This window comes from Bacteroides timonensis, from assembly GCF_000513195.1.
Taxonomy (GTDB): Bacteria; Bacteroidota; Bacteroidia; order Bacteroidales; family Bacteroidaceae; genus Bacteroides; species Bacteroides timonensis.
Genome location: NZ_CBVI010000089.1, coordinates 34,959 through 61,777 on the forward strand (window position 1 = coordinate 34,959; position 26,819 = coordinate 61,777).

Annotated in this window: 15 protein-coding genes; all 15 read right to left on the minus strand. The window is 42.3% G+C overall.

Translation table 11 applies throughout. The annotated features are described in order from the left end of the window. Positions 1–14: 14 nt before the first annotated feature. The 15 genes from BN161_RS16300 to BN161_RS16370 all read right to left on the minus strand — a co-directional run bounded on the left by BN161_RS16300 (position 15) and on the right by BN161_RS16370 (position 26,590). The gene (locus BN161_RS16300; RefSeq protein WP_044268175.1) at positions 15–1,118 is read right to left on the minus strand and encodes a glycoside hydrolase family 88/105 protein; all 1,104 of its coding nucleotides are present in this window, start codon (positions 1,116–1,118) and stop codon (positions 15–17) included. Positions 1,119–1,628: 510 nt separating this feature from the next. After that, on the minus strand, positions 1,629–5,654 hold the full coding sequence (locus BN161_RS16305; RefSeq protein WP_044268178.1) for a hybrid sensor histidine kinase/response regulator transcription factor: 4,026 nt from the start codon (positions 5,652–5,654) through the stop codon (positions 1,629–1,631). 187 nt (positions 5,655–5,841) lie between these two features. Beyond that, positions 5,842–6,804: a glycoside hydrolase family 43 protein gene (locus BN161_RS16310; RefSeq protein ID WP_044268180.1), complete on the minus strand. Its 963-nt coding sequence runs from the start codon at positions 6,802–6,804 to the stop codon at positions 5,842–5,844. Positions 6,805–6,855: 51 nt separating this feature from the next. After that, complete coding sequence (locus tag BN161_RS16315) at positions 6,856–8,406, minus strand: sulfatase family protein (RefSeq protein WP_044268184.1); 1,551 nt, start codon at positions 8,404–8,406, stop codon at positions 6,856–6,858. A gap of 93 nt (positions 8,407–8,499) precedes the next feature. Continuing rightward, complete coding sequence (locus BN161_RS16320; RefSeq protein ID WP_044268186.1) at positions 8,500–10,320, minus strand: RagB/SusD family nutrient uptake outer membrane protein; 1,821 nt, start codon at positions 10,318–10,320, stop codon at positions 8,500–8,502. An 11-nt stretch (positions 10,321–10,331) separates the two neighbouring features. Next, positions 10,332–13,661, minus strand: a complete 3,330-nt coding sequence (locus BN161_RS16325; RefSeq protein WP_044268188.1) for a SusC/RagA family TonB-linked outer membrane protein — start codon at positions 13,659–13,661, stop codon at positions 10,332–10,334. A 383-nt stretch (positions 13,662–14,044) separates the two neighbouring features. After that, on the minus strand, positions 14,045–14,890 hold the full coding sequence (locus tag BN161_RS16330; RefSeq protein WP_044268190.1) for an FAD:protein FMN transferase: 846 nt from the start codon (positions 14,888–14,890) through the stop codon (positions 14,045–14,047). A gap of 82 nt (positions 14,891–14,972) precedes the next feature. Next, positions 14,973–16,313 (minus strand): 3-keto-disaccharide hydrolase, encoded by a 1,341-nt coding sequence (locus BN161_RS16335; protein ID WP_044268192.1) that lies wholly within the window; start codon positions 16,311–16,313, stop codon positions 14,973–14,975. Between the two features lie 38 nt (positions 16,314–16,351). Continuing rightward, the gene (locus BN161_RS16340; RefSeq protein WP_044268195.1) at positions 16,352–17,770 is read right to left on the minus strand and encodes a Gfo/Idh/MocA family oxidoreductase; all 1,419 of its coding nucleotides are present in this window, start codon (positions 17,768–17,770) and stop codon (positions 16,352–16,354) included. Positions 17,771–17,811: 41 nt separating this feature from the next. Beyond that, positions 17,812–18,060, minus strand: a complete 249-nt coding sequence (locus tag BN161_RS16345) for a hypothetical protein (RefSeq protein ID WP_044268197.1) — start codon at positions 18,058–18,060, stop codon at positions 17,812–17,814. Continuing rightward, positions 18,057–19,349, minus strand: a complete 1,293-nt coding sequence (locus BN161_RS16350; RefSeq protein WP_044268200.1) for a Gfo/Idh/MocA family protein — start codon at positions 19,347–19,349, stop codon at positions 18,057–18,059. Before BN161_RS16350 ends, BN161_RS16345 begins: the two co-directional genes overlap by 4 nt. Positions 19,350–19,499: 150 nt before the next feature. Continuing rightward, positions 19,500–23,450, minus strand: a complete 3,951-nt coding sequence (locus tag BN161_RS16355; RefSeq protein ID WP_044268203.1) for a hybrid sensor histidine kinase/response regulator transcription factor — start codon at positions 23,448–23,450, stop codon at positions 19,500–19,502. A gap of 21 nt (positions 23,451–23,471) precedes the next feature. Further along, entirely contained in the window at positions 23,472–25,289 is a 1,818-nt protein-coding gene (locus BN161_RS16360; RefSeq protein ID WP_044268207.1) for a glycoside hydrolase family 2 protein, read from the minus strand. Between the two features lie 343 nt (positions 25,290–25,632). Then, complete coding sequence (locus BN161_RS16365) at positions 25,633–26,091, minus strand: hypothetical protein (protein ID WP_044268210.1); 459 nt, start codon at positions 26,089–26,091, stop codon at positions 25,633–25,635. A gap of 43 nt (positions 26,092–26,134) precedes the next feature. Next, positions 26,135–26,590 carry a DUF2589 domain-containing protein gene (locus BN161_RS16370; RefSeq protein ID WP_044268213.1) on the minus strand — a complete coding sequence of 152 codons (456 nt, stop codon included), beginning with the start codon at positions 26,588–26,590 and terminating at the stop codon, positions 26,135–26,137. Between the last annotated feature and the right edge of the window lie 229 nt (positions 26,591–26,819).

The following is a 26,819-nucleotide window of genomic DNA, read 5'->3' on the forward strand; positions in this document are numbered from 1 at the left end:
AAAGTAATGCTATCTTATTCCTCCAAAAGTGCAACGGCACACCAGAGGTAAGGAGCTTGTCCATGATAATCACCTACATTTTGTTTGCGATCATAGTAATACTGTTTGTCGTTCTTCTTATTGGTACCCTCGCAAACAGATTTCACATTATCATTTTCATCTATGTATCTCACCATAGCCATCCATGCTTTGCGGGCAGCGGGTGCATATTCCTTGGCATCCAACCAACCATTCTTCACTCCTTTAATGAAAGCAAAGGTAAACATGGCAGATCCCGAGGTTTCGAGCCAACAATCAGGATGATCCAGTAACTGATGCCACAAACCGTTTGAAGACTGATATTTCTTCAGACTTTTCATCATGGTACGGTAACCGTGCAGAATACGTGGACGATATTCACTGTCTTCGGGCAAGCTGCTCAACAATTCGGCCATACCGGCAGCCATCCATCCATTACCTCTTCCCCAATAGAAAGGAACATCCGGAGCATGATAGAAAAGGCCATTCGGACATTGCAGTTCGTCCAGATACATCACCATCTCTCTTGCAGCACGGTCTATATATTTACGATCACCTGTAACTCTGTAAGCCTGAGTCTGCACAATAGTAATCATGTACATATCGTCAATCCACAAACGGGTCTGCCAGGAATAACCTTTCTGGTCCCATTCTCTTTCTTTCGGTTTGGCGTTTGCAGGGAGTTGCCATTGAGTATCGGCATAAGGAAGACCCAAATCCAGATAGCGTTGGTCCTTTGTAATCTTATACAGTTCCAAAGGTAAGCTACCGAACATATTTACATCCACATGATTCATGATAGGCAATAAAGCCTTTTCTGTTGTGAACAGAAGTTCAAATCTGTTCTGCAAAAGCTTCACAAGTTCCTGATCATTGGTAAGTGCAGCAAACTTTAGCCCTCCATTCCAGGTAAAAGTTTCCGGATAACTAATCCACTTTCCAATATGAAGCATGTGCTTTCCATCTACAAAATGATATGCAAGACGTTTACCGACTTCTTTAGGGGTATATCCCTCAGGAAAATCGGTCAATAAACTTGTTTGAGCGAACACGAACTGAAAAGGAAGTAAAAACAGCAATAATAACGACTTCTTACACATAAGGTTAATTCTTTATTTATTAGACATTAAGAAACACATAATTGTTATCATGGTATAATCTCTTATGAGACGGTTACAAAGATAGCGCACAGTATCTTCTCAATACGAAATAAGCATTCCAATAAATAGAAAAAACATCTCAAAATCGCATAAAAGCCACAATTTTATTCCAAATAAAGCCACTAAATATCAGTCATCAATGAATTTGTTCACTCCGTCATGCTGAGCTTGCTGAAAAATCTCATTTCTTTGCACAAGTTACTTCTTACTTACTTTAGCCGGAGCGTCGCATGAGTTTAAACTGTCCCGGCAATTAGTTGTATAGACAGGGCGTGCAGCATCTATATATCGGACGTATTGCATCTATATATCCAATGTGTTGCATCTATATATCCAATACGTTGTATCTATATATCCAACGCCACCGACATATAGATGCAAAACGAACAGAAAAAAGAAAGACGTTCAAGACTTCCATAACTCATACACCGGAAATTCCGGATGCCCCCTTTAGCCGGCAAAATCCTTCGGAAGTACCCCGAATTGCTTCAGGAAGCATTTAGAGAAATAAGAAGAAGAATTGAACCCGACCATATAACAGATTTCATTGATACGGCTCTCACCTTCTTTCAATAATTGGGCGGCACGCTTCAAACGTTCTATGCGTAAATACTCATTGGGACTCAAGTCTAATACTCCCTTCATCTTACGATAGAAACTGGAACGGCTCATATTCAGGCTCTCTGCCATATCATCCATACTGAACTCCTGGTTTGACAGGTTAGAAAGAATTATTTCGTTCAGTTTTTTGATAAATTCTTCATCAGCCTTAGTCAATGCCATTGTATTGACCGCAACAAAAGGAGATTTAGCAAAATCCCTGCGAAGCTTCTCCCGGTTATTTATCAGATTGGAAACCACAGCCAGGAGATATTCCGGTGAAAAAGGCTTTTCAATATAAGAGTCCGCTCCCAGTTCCATTCCCTCAATCTTAGACTGGATATTTGTCTTTGCAGTTAAAAGTATAATAGGAATATGGCTATAACCTACATTCGATTTTATAGTCTTGCAAAGTTCAAAACCATCCATCAACGGCATAACGACATCACTCACCACCAGATTTACGAAATTACTATCCAAAGCTTCCAAAGCCTCTTTACCATTGGTAGCGGTGATTACAGCATATTGAGACGATAACTGACGTTCGATGAAAGCGAGCATTTCCGGATTGTCTTCTACAACCAAAACCATATGTTTGCTTTCTTTCGAATGTTTCCCTTCCAATTTATCATCCGGATAGGATTCACCGGATGTTTCCGCTTGCAACTCTGCATCTTTATTCTCTACATCAGAATCCAGAGCTATGACCATATCCTGGATGATAGGAAGTGTCAAGCGGAAAATGTTCGCTTCTTCTCCCTGAACCATGACCAAAGTACCACGATGGAGCTCTGCCAACGAACGGGAAAGAGCCAAACCGATACCTGCGCCTGTAGTAACCTTTCCCTCTTCCTTCTGGCTAAAACGGACAAAAGGCTGAAAGATCTCCTCTTTCATCTCATCAGGAATGATTACTCCGTCGTTCTTAGTCACCACATAGAAAGCCTGTTTTTCCTGATCTACCTCCAGCTTTATATGCATATAACTATCAGCATACTTCATTCCATTATTTAAAAGATTACTTACAATCTTCGTAAAAGCTTCACGGTTGACATGCGCACAGAAGTTTTCATCCGGCAACTCCAATGTAAAGTCGAGACCTTTCTGGCGCGAAAGGGAACTAAATCGCATATAAGTCTCTCTCAAAACATTAGTAATATCACATTTAGTAAAGTTCAGACTGTATCCCTGACTCTCTACCTTTCTGAAATCCAGAAGTTGGTTCGTCAGGTTCAGCAACCTTTCCGTATTATGCTGCATGATGTTCAGATCCTCATGAGTTTCCGGATCCAGATGCTTTTTCAGAATAATATTCTCCAAAGGTCCTTTTATCAATGTCAGCGGAGTGCGGATTTCATGTGCTACGTTCGTAAAGAAATCTATCTTGGCATTATAAATCTCACGTTCTTTCTCCTGTTCGAACTTCTCAAGCTGACGACGGTGCTGCCTGCTGCTACGTTGCTTGAAATACCAGAAAGTATATACAAAGCAAACAATAAACAACAATAAATAAATGCAATAAGCCCAGATGGAAAGATAAAAAGGAGGACGGATATGGATATATAACAACTGTTCTTCAGGTCCCCAAATACCATCACTATTGGACGCTTTCACACGAAACTGATAATCACCATGCCACAGATTGGAATAAGTCACAATAGGGCTTTCCCCCACAGTTATCCAGTCCTTATCAAAGCCATCCAATCTGTACATCAATTTATTCATTTTCGGCACCTGATAACCCAGGGCTGCAATACGGAAGGAAAATGAGTTCTGATTAGCTTGAAGGGTAATGCTGTCCGAGAAAGTAATGCTCTTATCAAGAGGAGTATTCTCTTCATCGGCACGAACTTCTTTATTAAACAGCATAAAATCGGTAATCACCACCGGCGGCAGGTTCTTATTCTCTGTAAATGTCTTAGGATTAAATACAATAAAGCCATCAATACTACCCAGATAAATGTTACCGGCTTCATCCTTATAACTGGAACGGTAGTTAAATTGATCACCAAGCAATCCATTGGCCGTAGTATATCCCTTCACCTGTTTAGTTACAGGGTTAAAACGTACCAACCCACTATTCGTAGTCAACCAGAACAGACCCTCCGCATCTTCTACGATCTGGTAAACGACATCATTAGGCAATCCGTTGGATGAATTATAGCTGGTAAAAGTCTCCGTTTCAGGATGAAACAGACAGAAACCACCTCCCTGCGTAGTCAGCCAGATCTGGCGATGGGAGTCTTCAAAAATACTCAAAACCTTATTATAAGGAAGGCTCTCTTGATTACCCTCATTGTGCACATAGTTTTTCCATCTCTTTTCATTCACATTATAGCAATAAGCGCCATTCGCATAGGTTGCCAGCCACAGGTTACCGCCCGAATCCTCCTTTATATCATATACAAACCTGCCTGCCAGTTCTGTAATCCTTTCAAAATCATCCGTTTGCTCATTGTATTTTAACAGACCGAACATCGTTCCCAAATAAATATCACCAGTCGTTGTTCTGCAAATAGCAAAGATGCTGTTATCAATTAATGAATGCGGAGAATCATTTTTCTGGTAGGTCTTCAGGATATTACCGGTATTAGTATCTACAATTTTCAAACCTTTAGAGAAAGTTCCAACCCACAACTTATCACCCACCATACAGAGCCCATGAATATTCGTAAACCCGGAACTGGGTGCAAAGAATGAGAAGGTCTTGGTTCTCGGATCAAAACGGTTCAAACCACCATCTTCGGTACCAATCCATAATACGCCCTTATTATCCTGACAAAACTCACGAACCCGCTTACCTTGCAAATTATTGTCCCCATCTTTCGGATAATACTTCTCAAAATAAGTATAGGATTTCGGATAATAATCTACTCCCCCAAAATATGAACCTACCCAGATGCCACTTTCACGATCCTCGCACAACGAATAAACGGCATTATCGGACAACGAATAAGGATCATCCTTAGAACCATGCAGATGCACATACTTGTCCGTACGAAGATTGTAGATATAAACTCCCGATTCAGCTCCTATCCACAGTTCATTATCCGAATTTACCAACAGGTCACGGCTATATACCATTTCACCGGTTTCATCCATCAACAGCAAATTTCTCAGGTTACCGGAAGTCAGATTCAACTCCTGCACTCCCTTTCTTATGGAACTTATATAGATACAATTATATGCTCCCGGAACAATCTTCATAATAACATCATCCTTAAAAACCTCATCACTATCCTTCGGGGAAAGATAAGGGTGAAGCGTTTTTAAATTATCCTTGGAATAGAACAGGCCATTGCCATAAAATCCTACCCAGATTGTTCCACTATTATCAAAGGCAACGCTCTGTACATTGGCTGAGAACTCATTCAATGTATAATTATGAAGTTGACCTTTTTGCGGCTCATAACAGAAGAGTCCCTGTGTTTCGACCGCTATCCATACCCGGCCCTGTTTATCTCCCGAAATAGCAAAGACAGTCCGCTCTATCTTTGTATTCTCCCCACTCAAACGGTCAAATGGAATAAAAATCTCCTGGTCAGAATAATAAATATACACCCCGGCATCTGTACCAACCCAGATATTCCCTTTATTGTCCTGATAAAGACAAGTCACGAAATTGTTTCCCAAACTATGATTATCAGTCATATCACGCTTAAAGTTCCGGAATGACATCCCATCGTATCGGCTCAGACCACCCTTGGTACCAAACCACATAAATCCCTTCTTGTCCTGCATAATTGCATTGACTGTAGTCTGGGATAACCCATCCTGAATACTGAGGTTTTTGAAATAGTAATGTTCATCTGCTGCTTGTACCCAGCAAATGATATAGCAAAGAAAACTAATAAGGGCTATTATTCTTTTCTTCATTTTCGTGCTTTTTATAGATTCATACGTCAAATATAGCCCAATTTGACGATAAACAATAAAAGAAACATTTCAATAAATAGAAATATCGTCCCTTTAAGATTTAAGAGAATCAACCAAACAATGGTTTATAACAGAACTTCGATAAAAATAGCCCTTTTCATCGAAGTTCTGTGACTCAAAACAATCCTCATTTCACAAGTTTAGGGGTTATATACTCTTCACTAATTCTCATGCGATCCACTCCATCGACATTTTCAAACGAAACTTCTCCGATGTACATGGCACGCGGATGAATGTTATCCTTATCTTTATGAGCATGATAGACTATGCGAAGTTTACCGGCTTTATCCGTAAACATAGCACTATGCCCCACTCCAACCAGCTTACCGGGCTTTTGCAATAAAGGGTTTTCATCATACTTCGTCCATGTACCCATCAGATCGGTAGCCGTAGCACAGCCTACACCATAAAATGGACTTTCATAACTATTAGCCGAATAAGACATATAATAAATCCCATTATGCTTAAGAATATAGGAACCTTCATTCACGCGAGGCCAGACTTTCTCCCATTCCTGAGTTACATGGAGACAAGGATGCATTGTCTCCTTCTTGATAGTAATCAAATCCTTTTCCAACTCTGCTATCCAAATGTTGTTACCGTCATTGAAACGTACAAAAGATAAATAAGGCGTACCGTTATCATCTATAAACAGAGAATTGTCAATACACTTCTCATCAGCAATCATCGGCTCCTTCCTATCCTGAACAAACGGTCCCGTGGGAGAGTCCGCAACCGCTACACAGATATGTTCATCTGCCGAATAATACATATAGAATTTCCCATTTACAAAATAAATCTCAGGAGCCCAGAACCAACGGTCCGCCCAGGAATCTTCCTTATTCAATGCCAACCCTCCATACTTCCAGGCCAGCAAGTCATCGGAGGTATAAAATTCAATTCCTTTATTCGAATGCGTACCATAGGCATAGTATACTCCATCGTGCAGCAAAATGAACGGATCGCCCAAAGGCACAGGTGTTTCAGTGGCATTGACAACAGCATTGTCAGCACTCTTTTTAGAGGAACATTGACAAGATGCCAATGTTCCAAACATAAACAAACAGACAAGAAATAAATTCTTTTTCATACAATTCTATTTTGATAATGCTCTATTAACACAACCTGAATACATTCTTCATTAGTCAGTAAAATGATAGTTATAGGGGTTCCGCTTAAAATGATAACGGTGTCTTGGCAATGGCAACGGGTCTTGCAAACGCAATTCCCAGGCCAACAATTTTGTCAGCAACTCGCTCTGCTTATCTATCAACTTGGGATTTCCAAATAAATTATTAATTTCATACGGATCTTTCTTCAAATTGTACAGTTCCCCTTTTCCATAACTATTCATAATCAGTTTCCAGTCACCCATACGTACCATTCGGGAAGTTCCACTTTGAGTCCATGTATTCAGTTCGTCAAAATGAGCCACTTTATTGGGTCCCAGCGCACCTTCCTGCTCAAAAGTCAAGTTATCGTCCAAAGGAACATCTTCTCCGCCAAAACCTAACTGTACAACAACGCTTGAGAACTCTTCTTTCGGATATTCTTTACCCGTCAACATAGGCCACAAACTCCGTCCCTGAACACCTACCGGTATTGAATCACCTATCGCAGTACAGAAAGTAGGGAAAAGATCGGCCAACGAAACATGCGCATCTATAGCTTTAGGTTGCTTCTTTATCCGATAGCCTGCCCAAACCATCGGTATTCTGGTTAGAGACTCAGACAAGCCTACTCCCTTACGAATTAGTCCGTATTCACCGCAATAATCTCCATGATCGGACAGAACAACGATGATAGTTTTCTCGAATAGTCCCTTTTCCTTCAGATCCTCAACCAAGCGTTTGATCTGATCATCAATGAGACGAATCATCCCCATATAATTTCCACGCAACCGAGGCAGGTCTCTTTCAAGATCAGGACAAGAGGCGTCTTCCAGTTCCGCCAGAATCTGATACTTTTCTCCCTTCTTCAATACATCCTTACGTGAAGTCTTCACAGCCGGAATCTTATCCGGTGCAAACATTGAGTAATAAGGTTCACAAACCTGATACGGATTATGCGGTTCAGGGAATGAAACCCATACAAAGAACGGATTGTCCTTCTGGCTATCTATCCATTCTATAGCCTCATCCACAATTCTCGTAGGTTGCTGATCTTTCAAAGGTATAGGCGAAGGTTCCAGATACTGTCCGACTGCCTCTTTAAAGAATTTGGAAATAGCACGCTCTCCTTCTGTCACCGGCTTATTCTTCCCCCAGTGGGAATATTCAGACCAGAAATCCATATCCTTTGAGTTCAGATAAGCATGATTCTTACCTACTAAAGCTGTTTTATAATGATTCTCCTTCAGAACAGTTACCAAGTCTTTCGCATAATTAATGTCACGCACATTGTGATTGGTACGTACATGAGTTGCAGTTGGAAAACGGCCGGTAAACATGGAACAACGTGCAGGAGTACTGGCCGGCATAACCGTATACGCTTTATCGAACCAAGCGTTCTGATGTGCCAATTCATCGACAAATGGAGTAATATCCATAGGAAAACCTTCGCGTCCACACAAATCGGCACGTTGCTGGTCCGTCATTATCACTACAATATTAGGTTTATCTGTCTGTGCAAACAAAGACAAACCTATTCCCTGGAGAGCGATTCCTGAAAAAAGATGTTTTCTAAAATTCATAACTATCTGATTTTAATTAATAACCATATAAAAACGACATATACTCCATAACCCCTATAAAGAGATTATGAAGTATGCAGAGACTCAATCACATCAATCCCAACCCGGATTCTGCACCATATTAGGATTCATTTGCATTTCTCTCGCCGGTATCGGAAGACTCCAGTAATGATCTCCTCCCCAGGCATAATTATTAGTTCTGGTTCCCCATATCTGAGTCATACCATTCATCTTGCCTTCCTTGTCCTTATAGAACTTCAGATCTTTCCAGGTTCTCCAGCGAATCTCATCGAAATAAATCACGTCTTCACCTATTAATTCCCAATGGCGTTCGTTCATGATACGTTGGTGCATATCTGTTTTTCCTGTAACCTGAGTAAATTCGTTGGTTCCCAGTAATTGGGCTCCTGCCCTTTCACGCACCTCATTCACTTTGCTTATGGCTCCGGGAAGATCATTCAACTCATTCAATGCCTCCGCCCAATTCAACAGAACATCCGCATAACGGATAAACGGCAAATCCAATTCAGAATATATATTCGGTAACTCTAATCCTTCACCCACAAACTTACGGTTTAAGTAATAGAACTTCAAACTTGTATCTGTTTTCAAATCTCCATATGTGGTATAAGAACGGAAAGGATAACGCATCACATACTCTTTAGGAATTCCTTCAACCCCACCAAGAAAAGAGGCATAAGGGGTTATAACGGACATTACCATTCTCGGATCACGGTTTTCATAGGCTTTTTTAATCCTCTCCTCGTTACCGGAAGCATCATATTTGGACATATCAGCCCCCGCAGCTACTGCGTTCTTTCTTTCAGTCTCCGTGATGTTATTCCGCAGGAAATACACCATACGCTTATCAATGCCCATATCATTATATCCGGGGATAATGTCATCCCAATTGAACTTACTACCGTCTCTATTTTCGTAAGACTCGGCAAACTGCGGGTTTATAATATAATTATTCCACCCCAATCCATTGCCTGAAGGGTCAGGCGGCAAGCATCTGTTACCGAAACCTCTGTTCTTTTTCTGCGTATAATCCGGATGGTCCAGACATTGCAAAGAGAATATCATTTCATCGCAACGCTCATTTTCCACCTTAAACAGTTTCTTGTATGACTCCTCACCCGCACCTTTATAGAGCGTGTATCCACAATCCTTTACTGCCTGAAAATCATCAGCCGCCTTTTTCCATTCTTTCATCCACAGATATACCTTGCCTCTTAAAGCATAGGCTGCACCTTTTGTAATATGCCCGTAATTGGCATCATCCGAACTGTATTTATCCGGCAAATCCGGATTATTGATACAGGAAGTCAGATCATCCACTATATATCCCCAGACTTCATCCTGAGTGGAACGTGCCAGTTTTGCCTCATCAATATCCTTAATCGGATCTTTATAGTAAGGAACTCCATTATACAAGATATTCAGCCTGTAATACCACCAGCAACGCAGAAACATACATTCTGAAATATAGCGGCTTCTTTTAGTCTCATCAAATCCCTCGACCGTAGGCAGATTGCCAATCACATCATTTGCCTTGATAATTCCCTTATAGAATCTTTGCCAGGGAGCAGAACTCCCCTTAACAGAGCTCGGAGAATTTGTCGCAAATAAGAAATTGAAAGTAGGAGCTATACCTATACCGTAATCCATAGTACTGGACCATATATCAAACCATCCGTTGGCAACATCGCTATAATCCACATACAGTTGATTATACACACCCGCTATCGTCTGTTCCGCCAAGGTAGGAGTCGACCATACATTCCCTTCCGCCGGCTTTCCATTGGGTGACAAATCCATATCTACGCAACCTGCGGTTGACATTCCCACAAGGACCACTGCGGCCATTGTTTTCATCAGATTTCTTCTTCTGTTTATATTAATCTTGTTCATACCATTTAATTTTAGAAAGTAACATTTACACCAAAAGCATATTGTCTCATAGGAGCATAACCCACTCCACTCATCATTTCAGGATCAATACCTTTGAACTTAGTAATCGTCAACAGATTCTCTCCCGAAACATAGACACGCACATTTTGCATGCACACCTTCTGTACCCAATCTTTGGGGAGCGTGTAGCCGACTGTCAGATTCTTCAGTTTCAGATAATTGCCATTATGTAGAATATGCTGGCCGGAAACACTTACCTGAGCTGCTTTATCCATGGTGAGACGGGGATTCGCCGAAGTAAGATTTGTCCGCGGGTCATTCGGATTCTCAGGATCGTAAAAGTAATGGTCATAAGCTACATCTTTACCCATTCCATACCCAAACCAGGTTATACTGCTATTCTCACCAGACTGATACCAGTTGATTTTGAATCCGGCAGCACCAGCCCAGTTCATAGAGAAGTCAATGCCTTTCCATGACAGGTTTGTCTGGAAACCGAAGTAATACTTCGGTGTTTTAGAATAACCCTGGAAATCCTTGTCATCGTCGTCACCATAAATGCCATCTCCATCCAAGTCTGCATAAATGATATCACCATACCAGATATTACTCTTGCCGATTCCCTGTTTCGGATAGAACTTATATCCGGCATCCGCCATGGCCTGCAACCATTTCATATCATCTTCCGTACGGATCATTCCGTCAGAAGGCCCCCCTTTCGGATTTACCGTACCGTCGGCATTAAAATAGTTTCTATTGCCTTTATATACGTTCAGCACATAAAATTCATTGAACATGTGCCCTTCCAAAACACGCTGCAAGTCTCCTGTTGAAACCTCACCCAGATTGGTATAATAAGTGGAACTACCATCCGCATTCTGCTGCCATCCGCGGACAAGTTTTCCTTTGTATTTGGTTACTTCATTCTTGTTGTAAGAGAAGTTTCCGGATATGCCGTACGAGACAGAACCGATCCGATCATTCCAACCTAAGGTTATTTCAAGTCCCTTATTAGTAACCTCTGCAATATTCTGTCGGGGAGAACTGAACCCAGACAAAGTAGGTGACAAAGTCGGATTATACAAGATACCGTCCGTCAACTTATTATAAACCTCCACTGTTCCACTCAAACGGTTTTTCAGCATAGAGAAGTCGATACCCAGGTTGGTTACCGTAGTTGTCTCCCATTCCAGGTTGTAGTTGGAAAAACTTCCCATGCCCAGTCCGGGAACCTCCTTGTTGCCAAAGGCATAATGGGGAGCCGTAGCATAAACAGCCTGCCATTCATAGTTACCGATTGAGTTATTTCCGAGTTGTCCCCAGGAAACACGTAGTTTCAGGTTGTCGAGCCAATTCAACTTCTTCATGAATTTCTCTTCCGACAAACGCCACCCTACCGAGAAGGATGGGAATATACCCCAGCGGTTCTCCGGAGAAAAACGGGAGGAACCGTCATAACGGACATTCGCCTCAAATAAGTAACGGGAATCATACGTATAAGTAACACGACCAAAGACAGAACGGGATGAAAACTCTGTAGTGCTTCCATCGATATAATCAGGCTCCGTCAATGCATCAAAGTCTGTAAGACTGGTATCAAGCATTCCTTTCTTACTAATGTCGGTAGTACGTGCCCATTTGCGGAATTCCTCATAGCCCACTAAGGCTGCCACATCGTGTTTACCTTTGAAAATCTGTCCCCAGTTTAAGGTGGTAGTATTTTTCCAGCTCTGATTTCCATCAATATAATATTTCACAGGGTACTCCGCAAGCAATTCGGAAGTAGGAGGAACATTCATAGTTTCTCCACGTTGGAATGAAAATCTTTCCTGATAATCGGAATAATGCCACAGATTCTCCTGCCGATAATGATCGTAGTAGAAGTTAGAAGTCAAATGGAAGTTCTTAAGGAAATCAATCTTAATATAAGGGTTTACAAAGAATTTCGTTGTTTTATAAGAGCCTCCCGCACTATTCAGATAATAAACCGGATTGTTGACTACCGGATCTTCTTCGAGGGCTTCGGGAGCTCCATATTTCCCATCGTAATACGGATAGGTTCCCGGTGTGCTTTTCTGCATTTGCAAACCATTCAGATCATCAACATTATTTCTTTCCTGATCGACATGATACCCCCATGCATTCAGTCCCACAGCTAGGAAACTGGCGACCTGCGACTCCAGATTACTGCGCATATAATATTTCTTCATTCCTGAATTTACCACCAGACCGGGATTATCCACGTACGTGGCATTCAGGCTATACCGGGTTTTCTTTTCCGCACCGGTAAGCGTAATAGAATGTTCCTGCATCAACTTCGGATTATACACCTCATCGTACCAGTCCGTATTCGGATAGGCCACATAATTCGGGTAGCCCGATTCGGATATTCCATTCGGATTGCTGGCCGCTGAACGCCACGTATCAATGGTAGTTTGGCTAAATACCTGTGCCTGCCCTGCATTGTCCGAAGCCTCATTGATAAATTCCATATAGTCGGCATAGTTTGAAACCATGCGAATCAGATTAGCCGGTGTATTATAGGAGAATTTTCCTGAATAGGTCACGTTGATTTTCCCGTCCGTACCTTTCTTGGTAGTCAATAGAATAACACCATTAGCACCCCGGTTACCATAAATAGCACACGAAGCGGCATCTTTCAGGATGGAAATGGAAGCGATATCATTAGGATTGACATTATTCAGCGACATCTCCATCCCATCGACCAACACCAATGGTGCAGAATCATTTAAAGTACCTGTACCGCGAATACGCAGAGTAGATGATTCCGAGTTGGGTTTACTGGATGTCTGCATCACATTCAGTCCGGCCACCATACCCGATAAAGTAGAGGCAAGCGTAGTTACGGGACGCGACAAGGTCTTATCATCAAAATTAACCGTAGCAACAGAACCCGTCAAATTCACTTTTTTCTGAGAGCCATAGCCCACCACTACCACTTCATCCAACAATTCGTTATCGGACATCATCCGGATATCCAAGACACTTTGATTGCCAATCACTATCGACTGGCTTTTATAGCCGATATACGATATCTCCAAGACATCTCCTGTAGCCACAGACAATGAAAACTTCCCATCAACATCGGTCACCGTACCCATAGAGGCTCCTTTAACCAGAATGCTGACACCAATAAGAGCCTCTCCGGTATCTCCGTCGATTATACGTCCTGTAATGTTCCGTTCATTTTTTGTTTGATCCACCGAAAGGATAGATACGTGCACCGTTTCATTTGCCAAAGAAGACGATCCCGCCGCATTCGCAGAAAGACTCCCCATATATATAAGCGAACACACGAGGAATTTTGTATTTACCTGCATAAGATTTAAAGTTTTAATTAAACATCATTTTCTGTTTTCCATAAGACCGGTTCTTCCTGATAGTTTCCGGATACTAACAAGCTGAATCCAGCCATTCAAAGGTAGCGCTTATGTGCTATTTCCGATAGAACGAAAAGATCATTTTATAGAATAATCGAGGCAAAAAGGTATTAGTAGCGTATCCGGCTATACCTCTGACACAGATATTATACAAACAGATCCTATCCTTGCATACAGAATACCTGAGATGTACTTGCTCCGTACCAAATCCGTAGTTTCTTCGTCCAGAAGTACCTCTGAGCGAAGAATGTACGGAGCAAGTACGGCTCAGATACGACTTAGATACGACTTAGATATCTCATTACTTCAGTTGAAAAGTTCTTTTAAAGATCAAGAATCAAACGCGGATGGAACTCCGCTTCCAGAATTTTTCGCTGACGGACATCAGCCACAAATAAACCGGTCGATAAAACTTCGCCTATGGCACCATTGTCCGTAACCACCGCTACCTCTCTTTCCCCTTCCACCGGTTTTCCATTCCGAGGATTGATGATATGTTTTCGCTCACGCGAATCATTACCGGAAGTTGTGAGGCATTCATTCTGAAGAAGCAACTCCTGTGGTTCCCTCCCCTTTGGAACAGCGCCCTGTCCAAAACTGACCTTCCATCCATCAGCCAAGGGATGATGCCCCAAAGCCAATACAGAACTGTTTCCCATATTGATCAATGCATCCTTCACTTCATAATGTTGCAATAATTTCCGTGTCTTTTCCAAAGCATACCCTTTCAGGAATCCGGAAAGGTTGATAGTCACTCCCGGTCGCAAAAAAAGAAGGGTACGCTCCTGAGGTGATAGTTGAACACAACGGATTAAATTGGGTGTATAGTCAGCCGAATGAATAGTTACATCAAAACATCCAGCGGTACGGGTATAGCAATCTACACAGAAAGTAAGCATATCATAAAGCTCGTGGCTGACCTGTTGCGGATGTGTAGAAGCAGTCCGGTTCAAATATGCCAGTTCACTATCCGCATCATAATAGTTGGCCATCTTTTCTAAACGACACAGCATTTTGTACACCGCATCGACTACCGACAGTAAAACGCCCTCCCCCTGCCTGCCACACAGCATTATATCGACACGTGTATGCATAGATGGAAACCAGGCATAAAGCAAGCCACCCTGGGAAGGTGAATATTTATAAAGATGCTTAATAACGTCCGGCATTTTCAAGTCTGTGTTTCCTAAAGAAAAATGAAAGGGCAAGCCACAATTCTGCAACTCACCCTTTTCAAAGACATACTATTAATTACAACTCCTTGATCTTTATATTCTTAAACCAAACTTCATCGCCATGGTCTTGCAGAAGAATGTTTCCAGACTCTGAATTACCGAAGTTAGGCCAATCTCTATACTTGCTATATGCAACCAGTGCATCCCACATCTGGTTCTGACGTGTGTATTCGATGAGCTTCACACCATTCAGCCAATGCTCTACGTGGTCACCCTTCACGATAATCGTAGCCGTATTGAAATCTTTCTTGTTGAAAGGCTTGTCTGCCGGAGCAGGAATCAAATCGTAAAGTGAACCCAATGTACGGTTTCCTTTCACGCCCAATTTAGCATCAGGATGCTTATCATCATCAAGAATCTGAAACTCGCAACCAATAGCCGAACCGGCTCCTTTATTCATATCGGGGTTTACGAAATATTTCACTCCACTGTTAGCGCCTTCAGTAATCTTGAAATCTACTTTCAGGATAAAGTTTTTGTATTGACGGGTAGTTACGATATCGCCACCGTTAGCAGATTCAGCGCCACCACTCTTCATCACTTTCAGGATGCCGTTTTCCATTTTCCAGCCCTTTTCTGGGAAAGAATTCAGTTTGGCTCCTCTCCAACCTTCCGAAGTCTTGCCATCCCAAAGAAGCGTCCAACCTTCTTTTGCTTCATTCGGAGAGATGGTATTGGGGATAACATTTATCTCCGGAACTTTCCGATCTGTCTGGTAGCGCTCTACGTCTGCTGTACAAATGCGGATATTCTTCCAACTGACTGTTTTTCCTTCATCGGCAGCATTACCGATAGCGTGTACTTGCAAAGCAATAAAACCGGCAGGGGTCATATTGTCCCAGATATTGGCGCAAGGCACTCCATTGATCCAGGTAGCGATAGAATTACCTACAGCCTCGATACGGGCCTTATTCCACTCATTGTTCCTGAAAGCACTTTTAGCCGCCGGATTTTGTGTCAGCGGATAAAGCCAGTTACGACGGGCCTCATCATAGATGCCACCCGACCAGGCGCGCTTGGAGGGATCAATTTCAAACTGATAGCCGTGCACGCGTCCTTTTTGATAGTCTTTCCTGCTTTCACTGCGCAGCTGCACGCCCGAATTCAAGCCATCATCTACTTTGAAATCAAACTCCAGGATAAAATCACCATACGTCTTCTTTGTAGCCAGAAATGTGTTAGGCGTTCCCATCTTCGAAATGCCGACAATAGCACCATCCACCACCTTGTATTCGGCCTTACCATTCAGCTTCTTCCAGCCACTCAGGTTCTTCCCATTGAAAAGAGGCTCCCAGTCCTGCGCTGAAACAACGGAGGCACAAAACACTAACAAAAGCAACAAATAATTCTTTTTCATATTGATATTTCTTCTATTGATTATTTAATACTATGCAATTACAGTTTATAGAACTCATCCCATCCCTTACGAGGCGGTACGCCGGTCAACATTGCATTCGCAAACTCATTATTCGTAATCTGCCTGGTGCGGGGATCAAAGAATATTTGCGTATTGAGACGTTGCGCAATCACTCCTAATGAGAATACCTGCCCCAACACACCGTTAATTTCAAACGGTGAGCGGGTCTTTTCCTGTCCCATACAAGCCAACAGGAAATTTTCGAAATGATTCGACGGACTCTTAGGTACTTCCGGCAGTTTGCCTGCCATTTCCTTAGCTTTCTCTTCCGGTATTATGGAAAGTGTACTGCCATGGCTTCCACCCTTAAATATCAAATCCTTTGTATAAATGATCTTTCCGGGGTTCAGACTGGAGGCCGGCGTATCTCCCTGATTAGTTGCAGGAATATTAGGATCTAAACCGGATACACCATAACCGGCAGGGATAGGGGGAAGATTATCCAGACCATCATACCAAGTAATGTCAACCGGCGGCATACCCTTACGTTGCGGGAAACGGAACAGGATAGTGGAAGAATAAGGGAAGAAATAGTCATTATGTCCGTTGGCGTATTTCATAGACACTTCGTAGGGCAATCCCAATTCCAGGAATTCGTGAACCGTATCCAGGATATGCGCACCCCAATCGCCCAGACAGCCCATTCCGAAATCGTACCAGCAGCGCCACTGTCCCAAATGGTAGTCTTTGTTATATTCGTGATAAGGAGTTACTCCCAACCAGGCATCCCACTCCATATCCTTCGGCAGTTGCTGGCCGGAAGGGAACTTATAGATATTGGTATCCCATTTGTGCCAGCGGCGGGGGTTATTCATATGTGCCGTCACAGCCGTTACATCCTTGATAATACCGGCATCCATCCACGCCTTGAACTGAAAATAGTTGGCTTCCGAATGCCCTTGGTTACCGACCTGCGTAGCCAGGTTCGGACGTTTCAGCGCAGCTTGCATCAGCAATTCTCCCTCATAGAAAGTACGCGCCAGTGGCTTCTCCACATACACATGTTTGCCTGATGCCAAAGCCAGCATACTGATAGGGAAATGTGAATGATCGGGAGTAGCTATGGCTACCGCATCAAAATCATTGCCCGCCTTGTCAAACATCTCACGGAAATCACGGAAGCGTTTCGCCTTAGGATACTGGTTCATCACTTTCTGGGTGTGAGCGGCTCCCATATCCACATCGCACAGAGCCACGACTTCTACCATACCGGTACGGGCAAAATCGCTTATAATCTGCTCGCCACGGTTTCCAATGCCTATATAGGCAATCTTCACTTTATCCGTCACTTTCCTTTGCGTCGTGGAAGCACGGGCTCCCAGCACATCACCGGCTCCGAATGCCAGCCCGGCAGAAGCCATTGTCATCGTTTTCAAAAAATCTCTTCGTGTCGTCATATATCATTGGTATTAATTAAGTTACTGAATCTCGATCATCTTCAGACCGCATCTCTTTTCTTCAAAAACAGACTTCTTATCCCATAGAACAGAATGCGCAGGATTGTCCAAAAGACATAAAGCACGCCCGAAAATGCAAGGACATAGAAAAAGGATGTCAGCATCTCCGAGAAAGGAGTCTCATAAGAAATTATGGCATACAGATTTGCCAGATTACCTATAATGAAGCACGCCAGCAAAGTCAGCAGTTCCATCTTTTTCCGGCGGGCGGTAATGACTGTGTTTTTCATACGGCTTGAGGTGTTTTAGCTTGATGATTCAGGTAATTGATTTTATATTCATCGGGGAAGTATAGTACCCGTTCTTCCTGTAAAGCCTGATCGCCCAACAGGCAAAGCATACTTGCATAATAGCCCTCTTCGGCTATGCGTTCCGGCTGCCTACGGGTAATGACAGCCTCAACAAAAGCTTCTAATAACAAAGAAGTGCCATCCGATTTAGGCCGTTCTCCCAGAATGAATTCCCCTTTGTTTTCATTGGCGGTTTCCGGTGCCCAGCTTGTTCCGGCAAAAGGTAAGGAATCAAACACTTTATTCTCCCATTCGTTAATCATCTGCAAAAATCCGGGTGCGGGAGGGACACTTTCAAAGAAGTATTTGCCTTTCTCCGGTTCCACCGTCCCCAGATTACCCATGATCTGTTCTTCCAAACCATAGAATTTATTGGATATGACAGAGTCAAATGTCATCTTCACTCCATCATCGAACACATATATGCAACTTACATTATCATATACTTCCCTACCGTCTTTCCAATAGGTGATAGCCCCATGTCCCATCACTTTCTCGGGAAGCTTTTGCAGTGCCCAGCTCCCTATTTGTAACTGATGACAAGCCAGTTCGGTCATCAGTCCTTTGGAATATTCGCGATACAGACGCCAGTTAATCAGACGTTCCAGGTCAGGTGAAGGCACTTCCCGCCTCCAGTCTCCATTCCGGTTCCAGAAAGTACGGATAGCATTTATCTCACCGAAAGTGCCGGCATGAACCATTTCCATGACCTTGATGTATCGCGGATCGAAAAGACGTTGCTGTCCGGTAAAGAATATTTTGCCCGTACTGATGTGCTTACTATAAATGCGGAAACATTCTTCCATCGTAAAGCCTATAGATTTCTCACAGAACACGTGCTTGCCGGCATCAAAAGCATCCAGCACAATTTGGCAATGGGAATTAAGAGGAGTAGCTACCAGTACGGCATCAACGGTTTTATCTTCCAGTATTTTCCGGTAATCGTCATAAACTTTAGCTTTCGGAGCCAGTTCCAGTGCTTTTTCAATAGAGGGCTGATAGATATCGCACAATGCCACAATTTCTACTTTAGGATTCTGTACCAGGAAGCTCATCAAAAAACGTCCTCTTGAACCCGGACCGATGATGGCCAGACGGCACTTTTCACCGGATGTTTCTACAACTTCCGAAAAAGCAGAAAGCCAAGGGCTTGCCGATAGCAGCACTCCGGCTCCAATCATCCCTATATCTTTCAGAAACTCTCTCCTGCTGATCAATGTATCTTTCATAATTAATCTTTAAAATAAAGCCTATTTCCCGTCTTTTACTAAAGGAGGAACAGCGATATAAAATGACAGTCCAAAAATAGCAAAATCCTGAGATATAGAGTATAAATATTTATCCAAACAATGCGAAAATAGTACCAATCGCCCCTGTTGTCACTTTATAAAGTCCTTAGGCAGAACTCCGAACTGCTTCTGGAAGCATTTTGTGAAGTAAGAAGGGGTATTGAACCCAGTCATGTAACACACTTCATTGATCTTACATTCTCCTTCCTGCAACAGCTGTGCCGCCTTCTTCAGACGTTCCAGACGAATGTAATCATTCGGGGTCAAATCCAGTATCCCTTTTATTTTCCGGTTCAGGCTCGAACGGCTCATATTCAGCAGGCTCGCCATATCGTCAAGACAGAATTCAGGATTTTGCATATTGGCCACAACTACTTCTTTCAATGTTTTAAGAAAGGTTTCGTCTGCTTTAGTCATCGCCATACTGTTAGCTTGTACAAAAGGAGAATGAGCAAAAGAAACTCGCAACTTCTCGCGGTTACTCAACAAGTTAGACACACACACTTTTAGGTATTCCACAGAGAACGGTTTTTCTATGTAAACGTCCGCACCAAGCCTCATACCTTCTATTTTTGCCTGAAGGGTGGTTTTAGCTGTCAATAATATAATGGGAATATGACTATAATCGAGCTCCGACTTCAGATGTTCACACAGTTCCAATCCATCCATCTCAGGCATCATAATATCAGAAATAACCAGGTTGACCGTATGTTCTCCCAATACTTTCAACGCTTCTATACCATTGACGGCTGTCAGCACCTGATATTCCGATGACAATTGTTTGGTCACAAACAACCGCATCTCCAAACTATCTTCTACAACCAACAGGGTATACCGGCATTGTTTACGACCGGTTCCCGGTTCTCCTTCTCCGGATGATTCTTCATTCATTACCGGTTCTTTTCGCTCTATTGTGACAGTTTGTACATGCCTCAGCGGAAGTGATAACAGGAAACAATTATATTCCATGGAATCTTCCATATATAATGTACCCTCATGCAGTTCGGCAAGCAAACGGGCTAATGCCAACCCAATACCGGTACCGGATACGGAGCTCAAGACTCCCTCCTTATACTGGATGAACGGCTTAAAAATCTCTTCACGCATTTTTGCCGGAACAACAGGACCGTCATTACAAACCGAAAACAACAATTTATCTTCTTCCACATACAGCCTAACGCGGATATAAGTTTCAGAATACTTGATGGCATTGGAAAGCAGATTACTGATAATCTTGGTCAATCCTTCCTTATCGACCGAAGCATACACCGTTTCGGGAGAGTCAATAACAAATTCCAATTCTTTCTGACGTGCCGAAAGCCTAAAACGCTTACACGTCTTTTGCAGGATGTCCGACACATCACATTCCACAAAATTCAGTTGGAATCCTTGCGTCTCCGTTTTTCTGAAATCGAGCAACTGATTGACCAGGTCGAGCAGCCGGTTTGTATTCAGGTCCATTATCTCCAAATCATCCCTGATTTCATCAGATACCGATTTGGACGACAACACATTCTCAAGCGGACTCTTTATGAGTGTAAGCGGCGTACGTATCTCATGAGCTACATTCGTGAAGAAATCTATTTTAGCCGTGTACAGTTCCCTCTCCTTCTCACGCTCAAACTTCTCCATGGTCTGCTGATGCTTCTGTTGGTTCCTTCTCCTAAAATAGAAAATAACGGCAACCAGAGAACATAAAGCCAATAGTACATAAACGACATAGGCCCAGGTAGACAAGTAAAAAGGAGGTCGAATACGTATTTTAAGCACACGTTGCGCTTCATTCCATTTACCGTCGCTATTAGATCCCTTTATACGCAACGTATAACTTCCGTAAGGCAGATTGGAGTAATTGATCATGGAGTTCCTGCCTACCGTATACCATTCACGGTTAAAGCCCTCCAGCTTATACTCTAACCTATTCATCTCGGGAGCTTGATAACTTAAGGCAGCCACCTGAAGAGAAAAGGAATTCTGATTAGCATCAAGCTCTATTTCATCTGAATAAGTAATACTCTTTTCCATAGGAGAATCCGGACTATCCACCGATAACCGCTTGTTGAATAAGTAAAAATCAGTAATGACCACCGGAGGAAGAAAAGTATTCTCAACAAAAGTTTCAGGGTCAAAAGCTATAAATCCATTGATACTCCCCAAGTAAATACATCCTTTCTTGTCACAATATCCGGACTGGAAATTGAACTGGTTGCTCAACAATCCGTTGGCCGTGGTATAGACATGCTTGCTCTCTGTCTCCGGATTGAAGCAAACAAGACCATTATTAGTCGTAATCCAGAGATTTCCACGCTTATCCTCCACCATCTTATAGATAGTATTACTTGAAAAACCTTTCGACATATCATATCGGGTGAAGTCATCCGTCTCCGGATTATAACGGCAGAAGCCCTCGCCCAAGGTCATAAACCACAGGCGTTTTCTGCTGTCTTCATAGATACTGATCACCTTATTGTAAGAGAGCGAAGCGGAATCTTTTTCATTCGACAGGTAATTCTTCCACTTCTGACTTCGGACATTATAGCAAAAAACTCCATTGGAGAAAGTAGCAAACCAGAGATTGCCGTTGAAATCCTCCAATATATCATAAGTAAACATGTTCTTCAATTCAGTAATGCGTGTAAAGTCGTCAGAAGAGCGGTTGTATTTCAGCAGACCGGCCGTTGTACCGATCCAGACATCGCCTGTAGTGGTTTTGCAAATGGTAAAAGCATCATTAGCGGACATCGAGTTCTGAGTTTCACCTCTGGAATAATGCTTCACTTGCCTGGTATGCAAATTCACCCGATTTAATCCACCGGAAAAAGTGCCCACCCATAGATCATCTCCATCCAGACAAAGTCCATGAACATTCTTGTAAATAGCAGGATGATCAAAAGGCACTATTTTACCGTTTGCAGGGTCATAATTGAATAATCCCTTATCTTCGGTACCTATCCACAACGTACCGTCATTGCTCTCGCATATTTCTCGTACCCGACGCCCGAAGTGCCTGAGATCATCTCTTGGATAGAACTTCTCAAAATAAGTCCATTGATATGGATAATAGTTCACACCACCGAAATATGAACCTATCCACATACCATTTTCCTTGTCACGGCACAGTGAATAAATGGCGTTATCCGACAATGCATAAAAATCATCCTGATCAGGAACCGACAGATGCGTCACCTTATCATTTACCAGATTGTATATATACAGACCTGATTCCGTACCTACCCACAGCTCGTCATCGGATTTGAATTGCAATACACGTACATAAGCGTCCAACAATCTGCGAGTTTTACCGGTGGTAAAGTTTATCTCAGTCAATCCGTTAACCGAAGCTATATAAACGCAATTGTGCGGACCACTGACATGCCAGTTGATGATATCTCCTTTAAATATCTCATTGCCATCAGCATCCTTAAAAGGTTGTAGCGGCTCCTCAAAATTATCCTTTGTGTAGTAAAGATTGTCAGCATACAAAGCCAACCAGCAGATATTTTCGTTAATCCAGAAACGAGCTACATTGGACATGCCCGAATCATGCAGATAATTCCGCAACTTTTTCTCATGATTGTAGCAAAACAAACCCTGATTCTCCACCGACATCCAAATATTATCGTATTCATCGCTTCCAATCATGGTTACGAAGTCTTTAATGACAGTTCCTTTATCACTCGTCTGATTGAAAGCTGTGAAAGAATCAAGCAACGGATTATAGATAAAGACTCCCCCATCCGTCCCTATCCAGATATTCCCCTCATGGTCTTCATAAAGTGCAGTAATAAAATTCTTGCCTAAACCGGAATTTTCCTTTTTGTATACGCGGTAAGATAGACCATCATAACGGTTCAGACCGTCTTTAGTCCCAAACCATATAAAGCCTTTCCTGTCCTGCAAAATCTGATATACGGTATTCTGTGAGAGACCGTTCCGGATGTCCATTGTCTTAAAATAGTAATGAACAGCATTTTGTGCGTATGACGGCAACGCCGTCAATATGCACAAATAAAAGAAAAGCTTTATAATCGTTCGGCTCATAACCTCCTACTTCCCAGAAGATTACTTTTTCAACGAATTACAGATACGTGTATTTATTTCTTTAACACGCTTTTCATCCAGCTTAATAACCTTACGGTCATAGGTCATCAGGCCATTCACTTCCACTTCCACGTCAGTAGTCTGTGTATAGACAGCTGCGGAGAATCCTCTGTCTACCATCTTATACAGCATATCGGCATACTTCACATATTCATCCGTAGCTTCTTTGGAAGAGTTAAACTGAACATAACCCCAGTTGCGGTTCGGCTCCCAGATATGATCCTTCAGAACAAGACCGATACCACCGTATTCACCCAAAACAGTTGCACGCTGAGCATCATACAAGTACATTTCAGGTGCCGGATAATTATGCAGGTCAAGCATGTCACCACAAGTATAATGGTTACCGCCACTTGCCGGATTCACCAAACGGGTTGGATCATATTGTTTCGTCCATTCAGCAATTTCAACGGTCTTAAACTGTCCCCAAGCCTCATTAAATGGCACCCAGGTACCAATGCAAGGATAAGAATACAGACAATCCATTATTTCTTTCCACTCCTTGCGATAATAAGCTTCTGATTCGGGTGAACGCTTCATTTCCGTACCGTCAAAGTACTTCCGGTTCTGCCATTGCGGACCACGGTCACCACTCGGCATATCTTGCCATACGATGATTCCAAGCTGGTCGCAATATGTATACCAACGGGCAGGCTCTACTTTAATATGTTTACGGATCATATTATAACCAAAATCTTTTGTCTTCTGAATGTCATGCAGTAAAGCTTCATCCGTAGGAGCCGTATACAGACCGTCAGGCCACCAACCTTGATCTAGCGGACCAAACTGGAACAGCGCTTCATTATTCAGTTCCAAACGTACGATACCATTGGCATCCCTGCGAGTGGAATATTTACGCATAGCCGCATAGCTATCCACCTTATCCACAATCTTACTCCCCTCTTTTAAAGTAACTTCCAAAGTATAGAGAAAAGGAGAATCAGGGCTCCACAGTTTTGCATTTTCAGGCATCTCCACTTCTACAGGTTCTCCATTAATACTCTTACCGGCAGCAATTAATTGATTACCATCATACACATTCACCTCTACGAAATCTGATGTGCTGTTGGCGTTCAGTTCAGCTTTTACCGTTAACAGGTGACGATCAATATCAGGAGTAATACGAAGATTTTCAATATGTTTACCAGCAACAGGTTCCAGCCATACAGTTTGCCAGATACCCGTTACAGGAGTGTACCAGATACCTTCCGGTCTGCTGACTTGCTTACCACGTGGTTGAGGGCCTCTGTCCGTAGGGTCCCAAACCTTCACAACCAGGCGGTTGCTGCCTTTAGCCGACAAGGCAGGAGTTATATCAAAGGAGAATGGAGTAAATCCTCCGGTATGACTTCCAACCTTAATATCGTTCACCCATACATCGGTTTTCCAGTCAACGGCACCAAAATGTAACAAAACCTGTTTTCCTCTCCAGGCTGAAGGTATCTCAAAGCTCCGTTGATAGATTACTTCCTGATTTTCGTTCACTCTCCTTCCTACTCCGGACAAAGACGATTCTACAGCAAAAGGTACGAGAATTTGGCCTTCAAAATCCGTTGGAATGCGTCCACCTTTATCAATAATAGCATAATCCCACAAACCATTCAGGTTTTTCCAGTCATTACGCTGCATGATGGGCCTTGGATACTCGGGCAATACATCAGAAGGATTGATCTGTTCTGCCCACTTTGTCTTTATTCTATCTCCGGCCGGTTTCCATTGAGCCGAACTCTCCAAAATAAAAAACGTTACTAAAAATAACGAGATGAATAATTTTTTCATGGTATGTAACTCTATTTAATGTTTGGAAGCAAAGTTAGCTACAAATTCATTTTCAGAATAACGCAATTGACTCAATAAATGCAATAATCCTTCCATTTATTCGCTAAGATAGAAGAATATACAAGAAAAACACACCAATTTGTGAAATCAATAATAAGAAATAAAGAAGACGGGAAATAATAGAAGAATAATACAACAGCCGGAATCATGAGGATGTTTCCGGCATAAATGGATACGACATAAAAACTTCTTGCAGACAGATAGTTAATAGCTTGTCAGCAAGAAGTCGAGAGTATGTTTACAAGGAGTTAACACCTTATAAGGAACTAATTATCAATAAATTCTAAACATTAAACCAATACACTTTCTTATTATATGCGTTATCTCTGACATCTACATGTACCCACGAGATAGGAACCCCCTTTTGTAAATGTTCAAAGCGAATGTTACATGGCAATTTATCAGCAAATTCCTCGATTTTATGTCTTGCATCTTCCGCAGTCATTCCACAATTCGCAGGTAGCAAAATATCGACAGCTTTGCCTTGTACATGAGTCGAAATATATGGGCTTTCATTATTCTTAACAAGACCGCATAGATGACATCTTAGTCCCCTTTGGAAGATCCTTATTTGGGGTTGATTAATAATAAGAGGCAAATCCAGTATTTCACGGATAATATCCAGAGTTTTCTTTAGATCTTCATCTAAAAAAGACCATATCTGTTCCTCCGAATAGCTCTGCATCACATGGTTGCAGACTAATTCCTGAATCTTAAAATACTTACATTTATAAACACTCATAGTAGTTACTTTTTAAAATTAATAATTAAAAAATTCTTTTCTCTCAGGTAATCTGTCTCTTCAAAGCATTTGCATATCCTTCGATAATCAATTCCAACCCATCGGTCAGTTCTTGTGGCGAAATAACAATCTCCAGCTTTCCCACCGTAGCATTTTCTGATGTTTTTTTATTAGGGAAGCTGATCTGTAGCTCATCATTTATAACTTCCAGGGCAAATTCTGCCGTCACAGTAGCCTTTTCTATTTTAGAGGCTGTAACAGGTACCAATGTAATTAAAGGGACCTGAACTGTAGTAGTAGTAACCGCTCCGGTATCGTCCAAAGCAGGATATTCAAGTTGCACTATCTTCGGAACCAATGCCCCTTTATTTTTCCCCTCCCCGTCAACAGGCTTTTCAAAATACTTATCCAGCAAGCCTTCATTCTTATCCATCAGCGAGTCACTGGCACTTACAATGGCATGATGGATAGCCTCTACAAACAATTTAAAGCTAATCATATCGATGAATTTTATGATTCGACACTATGCTATTTTACTTTTTCTGAGGTGCTATCTTCTTCAACTTTTCAAAGTTGTCGACTGCCTCACTCACTACCGAGCGGCTTTCCGACGCTAACCCAATCGCCGCTTGACAGTTAGGGCATGAAAATTGTACGCCTTGGATTAACAAATGCAAATCAACGGGTATTTGAGTCCTGCATACTGGACATGGGATATTTTGATCTAT

Coding starts and splice junctions, on each gene's coding strand:
- BN161_RS16365 (WP_044268210.1), bottom strand. CDS start 26,091: ATGAGTGTTTATAAATGTAAGTATTTTAAGATTCAGGAATTAGTCTGC.
- BN161_RS16355 (WP_044268203.1), bottom strand. CDS start 23,450: ATGAGCCGAACGATTATAAAGCTTTTCTTTTATTTGTGCATATTGACG.
- BN161_RS16310 (WP_044268180.1), bottom strand. CDS start 6,804: ATGAAAAAGAATTTATTTCTTGTCTGTTTGTTTATGTTTGGAACATTG.
- BN161_RS16350 (WP_044268200.1), bottom strand. CDS start 19,349: ATGAAAGATACATTGATCAGCAGGAGAGAGTTTCTGAAAGATATAGGG.
- BN161_RS16315 (WP_044268184.1), bottom strand. CDS start 8,406: ATGAATTTTAGAAAACATCTTTTTTCAGGAATCGCTCTCCAGGGAATA.
- BN161_RS16330 (WP_044268190.1), bottom strand. CDS start 14,890: ATGCCGGACGTTATTAAGCATCTTTATAAATATTCACCTTCCCAGGGT.
- BN161_RS16360 (WP_044268207.1), bottom strand. CDS start 25,289: ATGAAAAAATTATTCATCTCGTTATTTTTAGTAACGTTTTTTATTTTG.
- BN161_RS16370 (WP_044268213.1), bottom strand. CDS start 26,590: ATGATTAGCTTTAAATTGTTTGTAGAGGCTATCCATCATGCCATTGTA.
- BN161_RS16300 (WP_044268175.1), bottom strand. CDS start 1,118: ATGTGTAAGAAGTCGTTATTATTGCTGTTTTTACTTCCTTTTCAGTTC.
- BN161_RS16345 (WP_044268197.1), bottom strand. CDS start 18,060: ATGAAAAACACAGTCATTACCGCCCGCCGGAAAAAGATGGAACTGCTG.
- BN161_RS16325 (WP_044268188.1), bottom strand. CDS start 13,661: ATGCAGGTAAATACAAAATTCCTCGTGTGTTCGCTTATATATATGGGG.
- BN161_RS16340 (WP_044268195.1), bottom strand. CDS start 17,770: ATGACGACACGAAGAGATTTTTTGAAAACGATGACAATGGCTTCTGCC.
- BN161_RS16335 (WP_044268192.1), bottom strand. CDS start 16,313: ATGAAAAAGAATTATTTGTTGCTTTTGTTAGTGTTTTGTGCCTCCGTT.
- BN161_RS16305 (WP_044268178.1), bottom strand. CDS start 5,654: ATGAAGAAAAGAATAATAGCCCTTATTAGTTTTCTTTGCTATATCATT.
- BN161_RS16320 (WP_044268186.1), bottom strand. CDS start 10,320: ATGAACAAGATTAATATAAACAGAAGAAGAAATCTGATGAAAACAATG.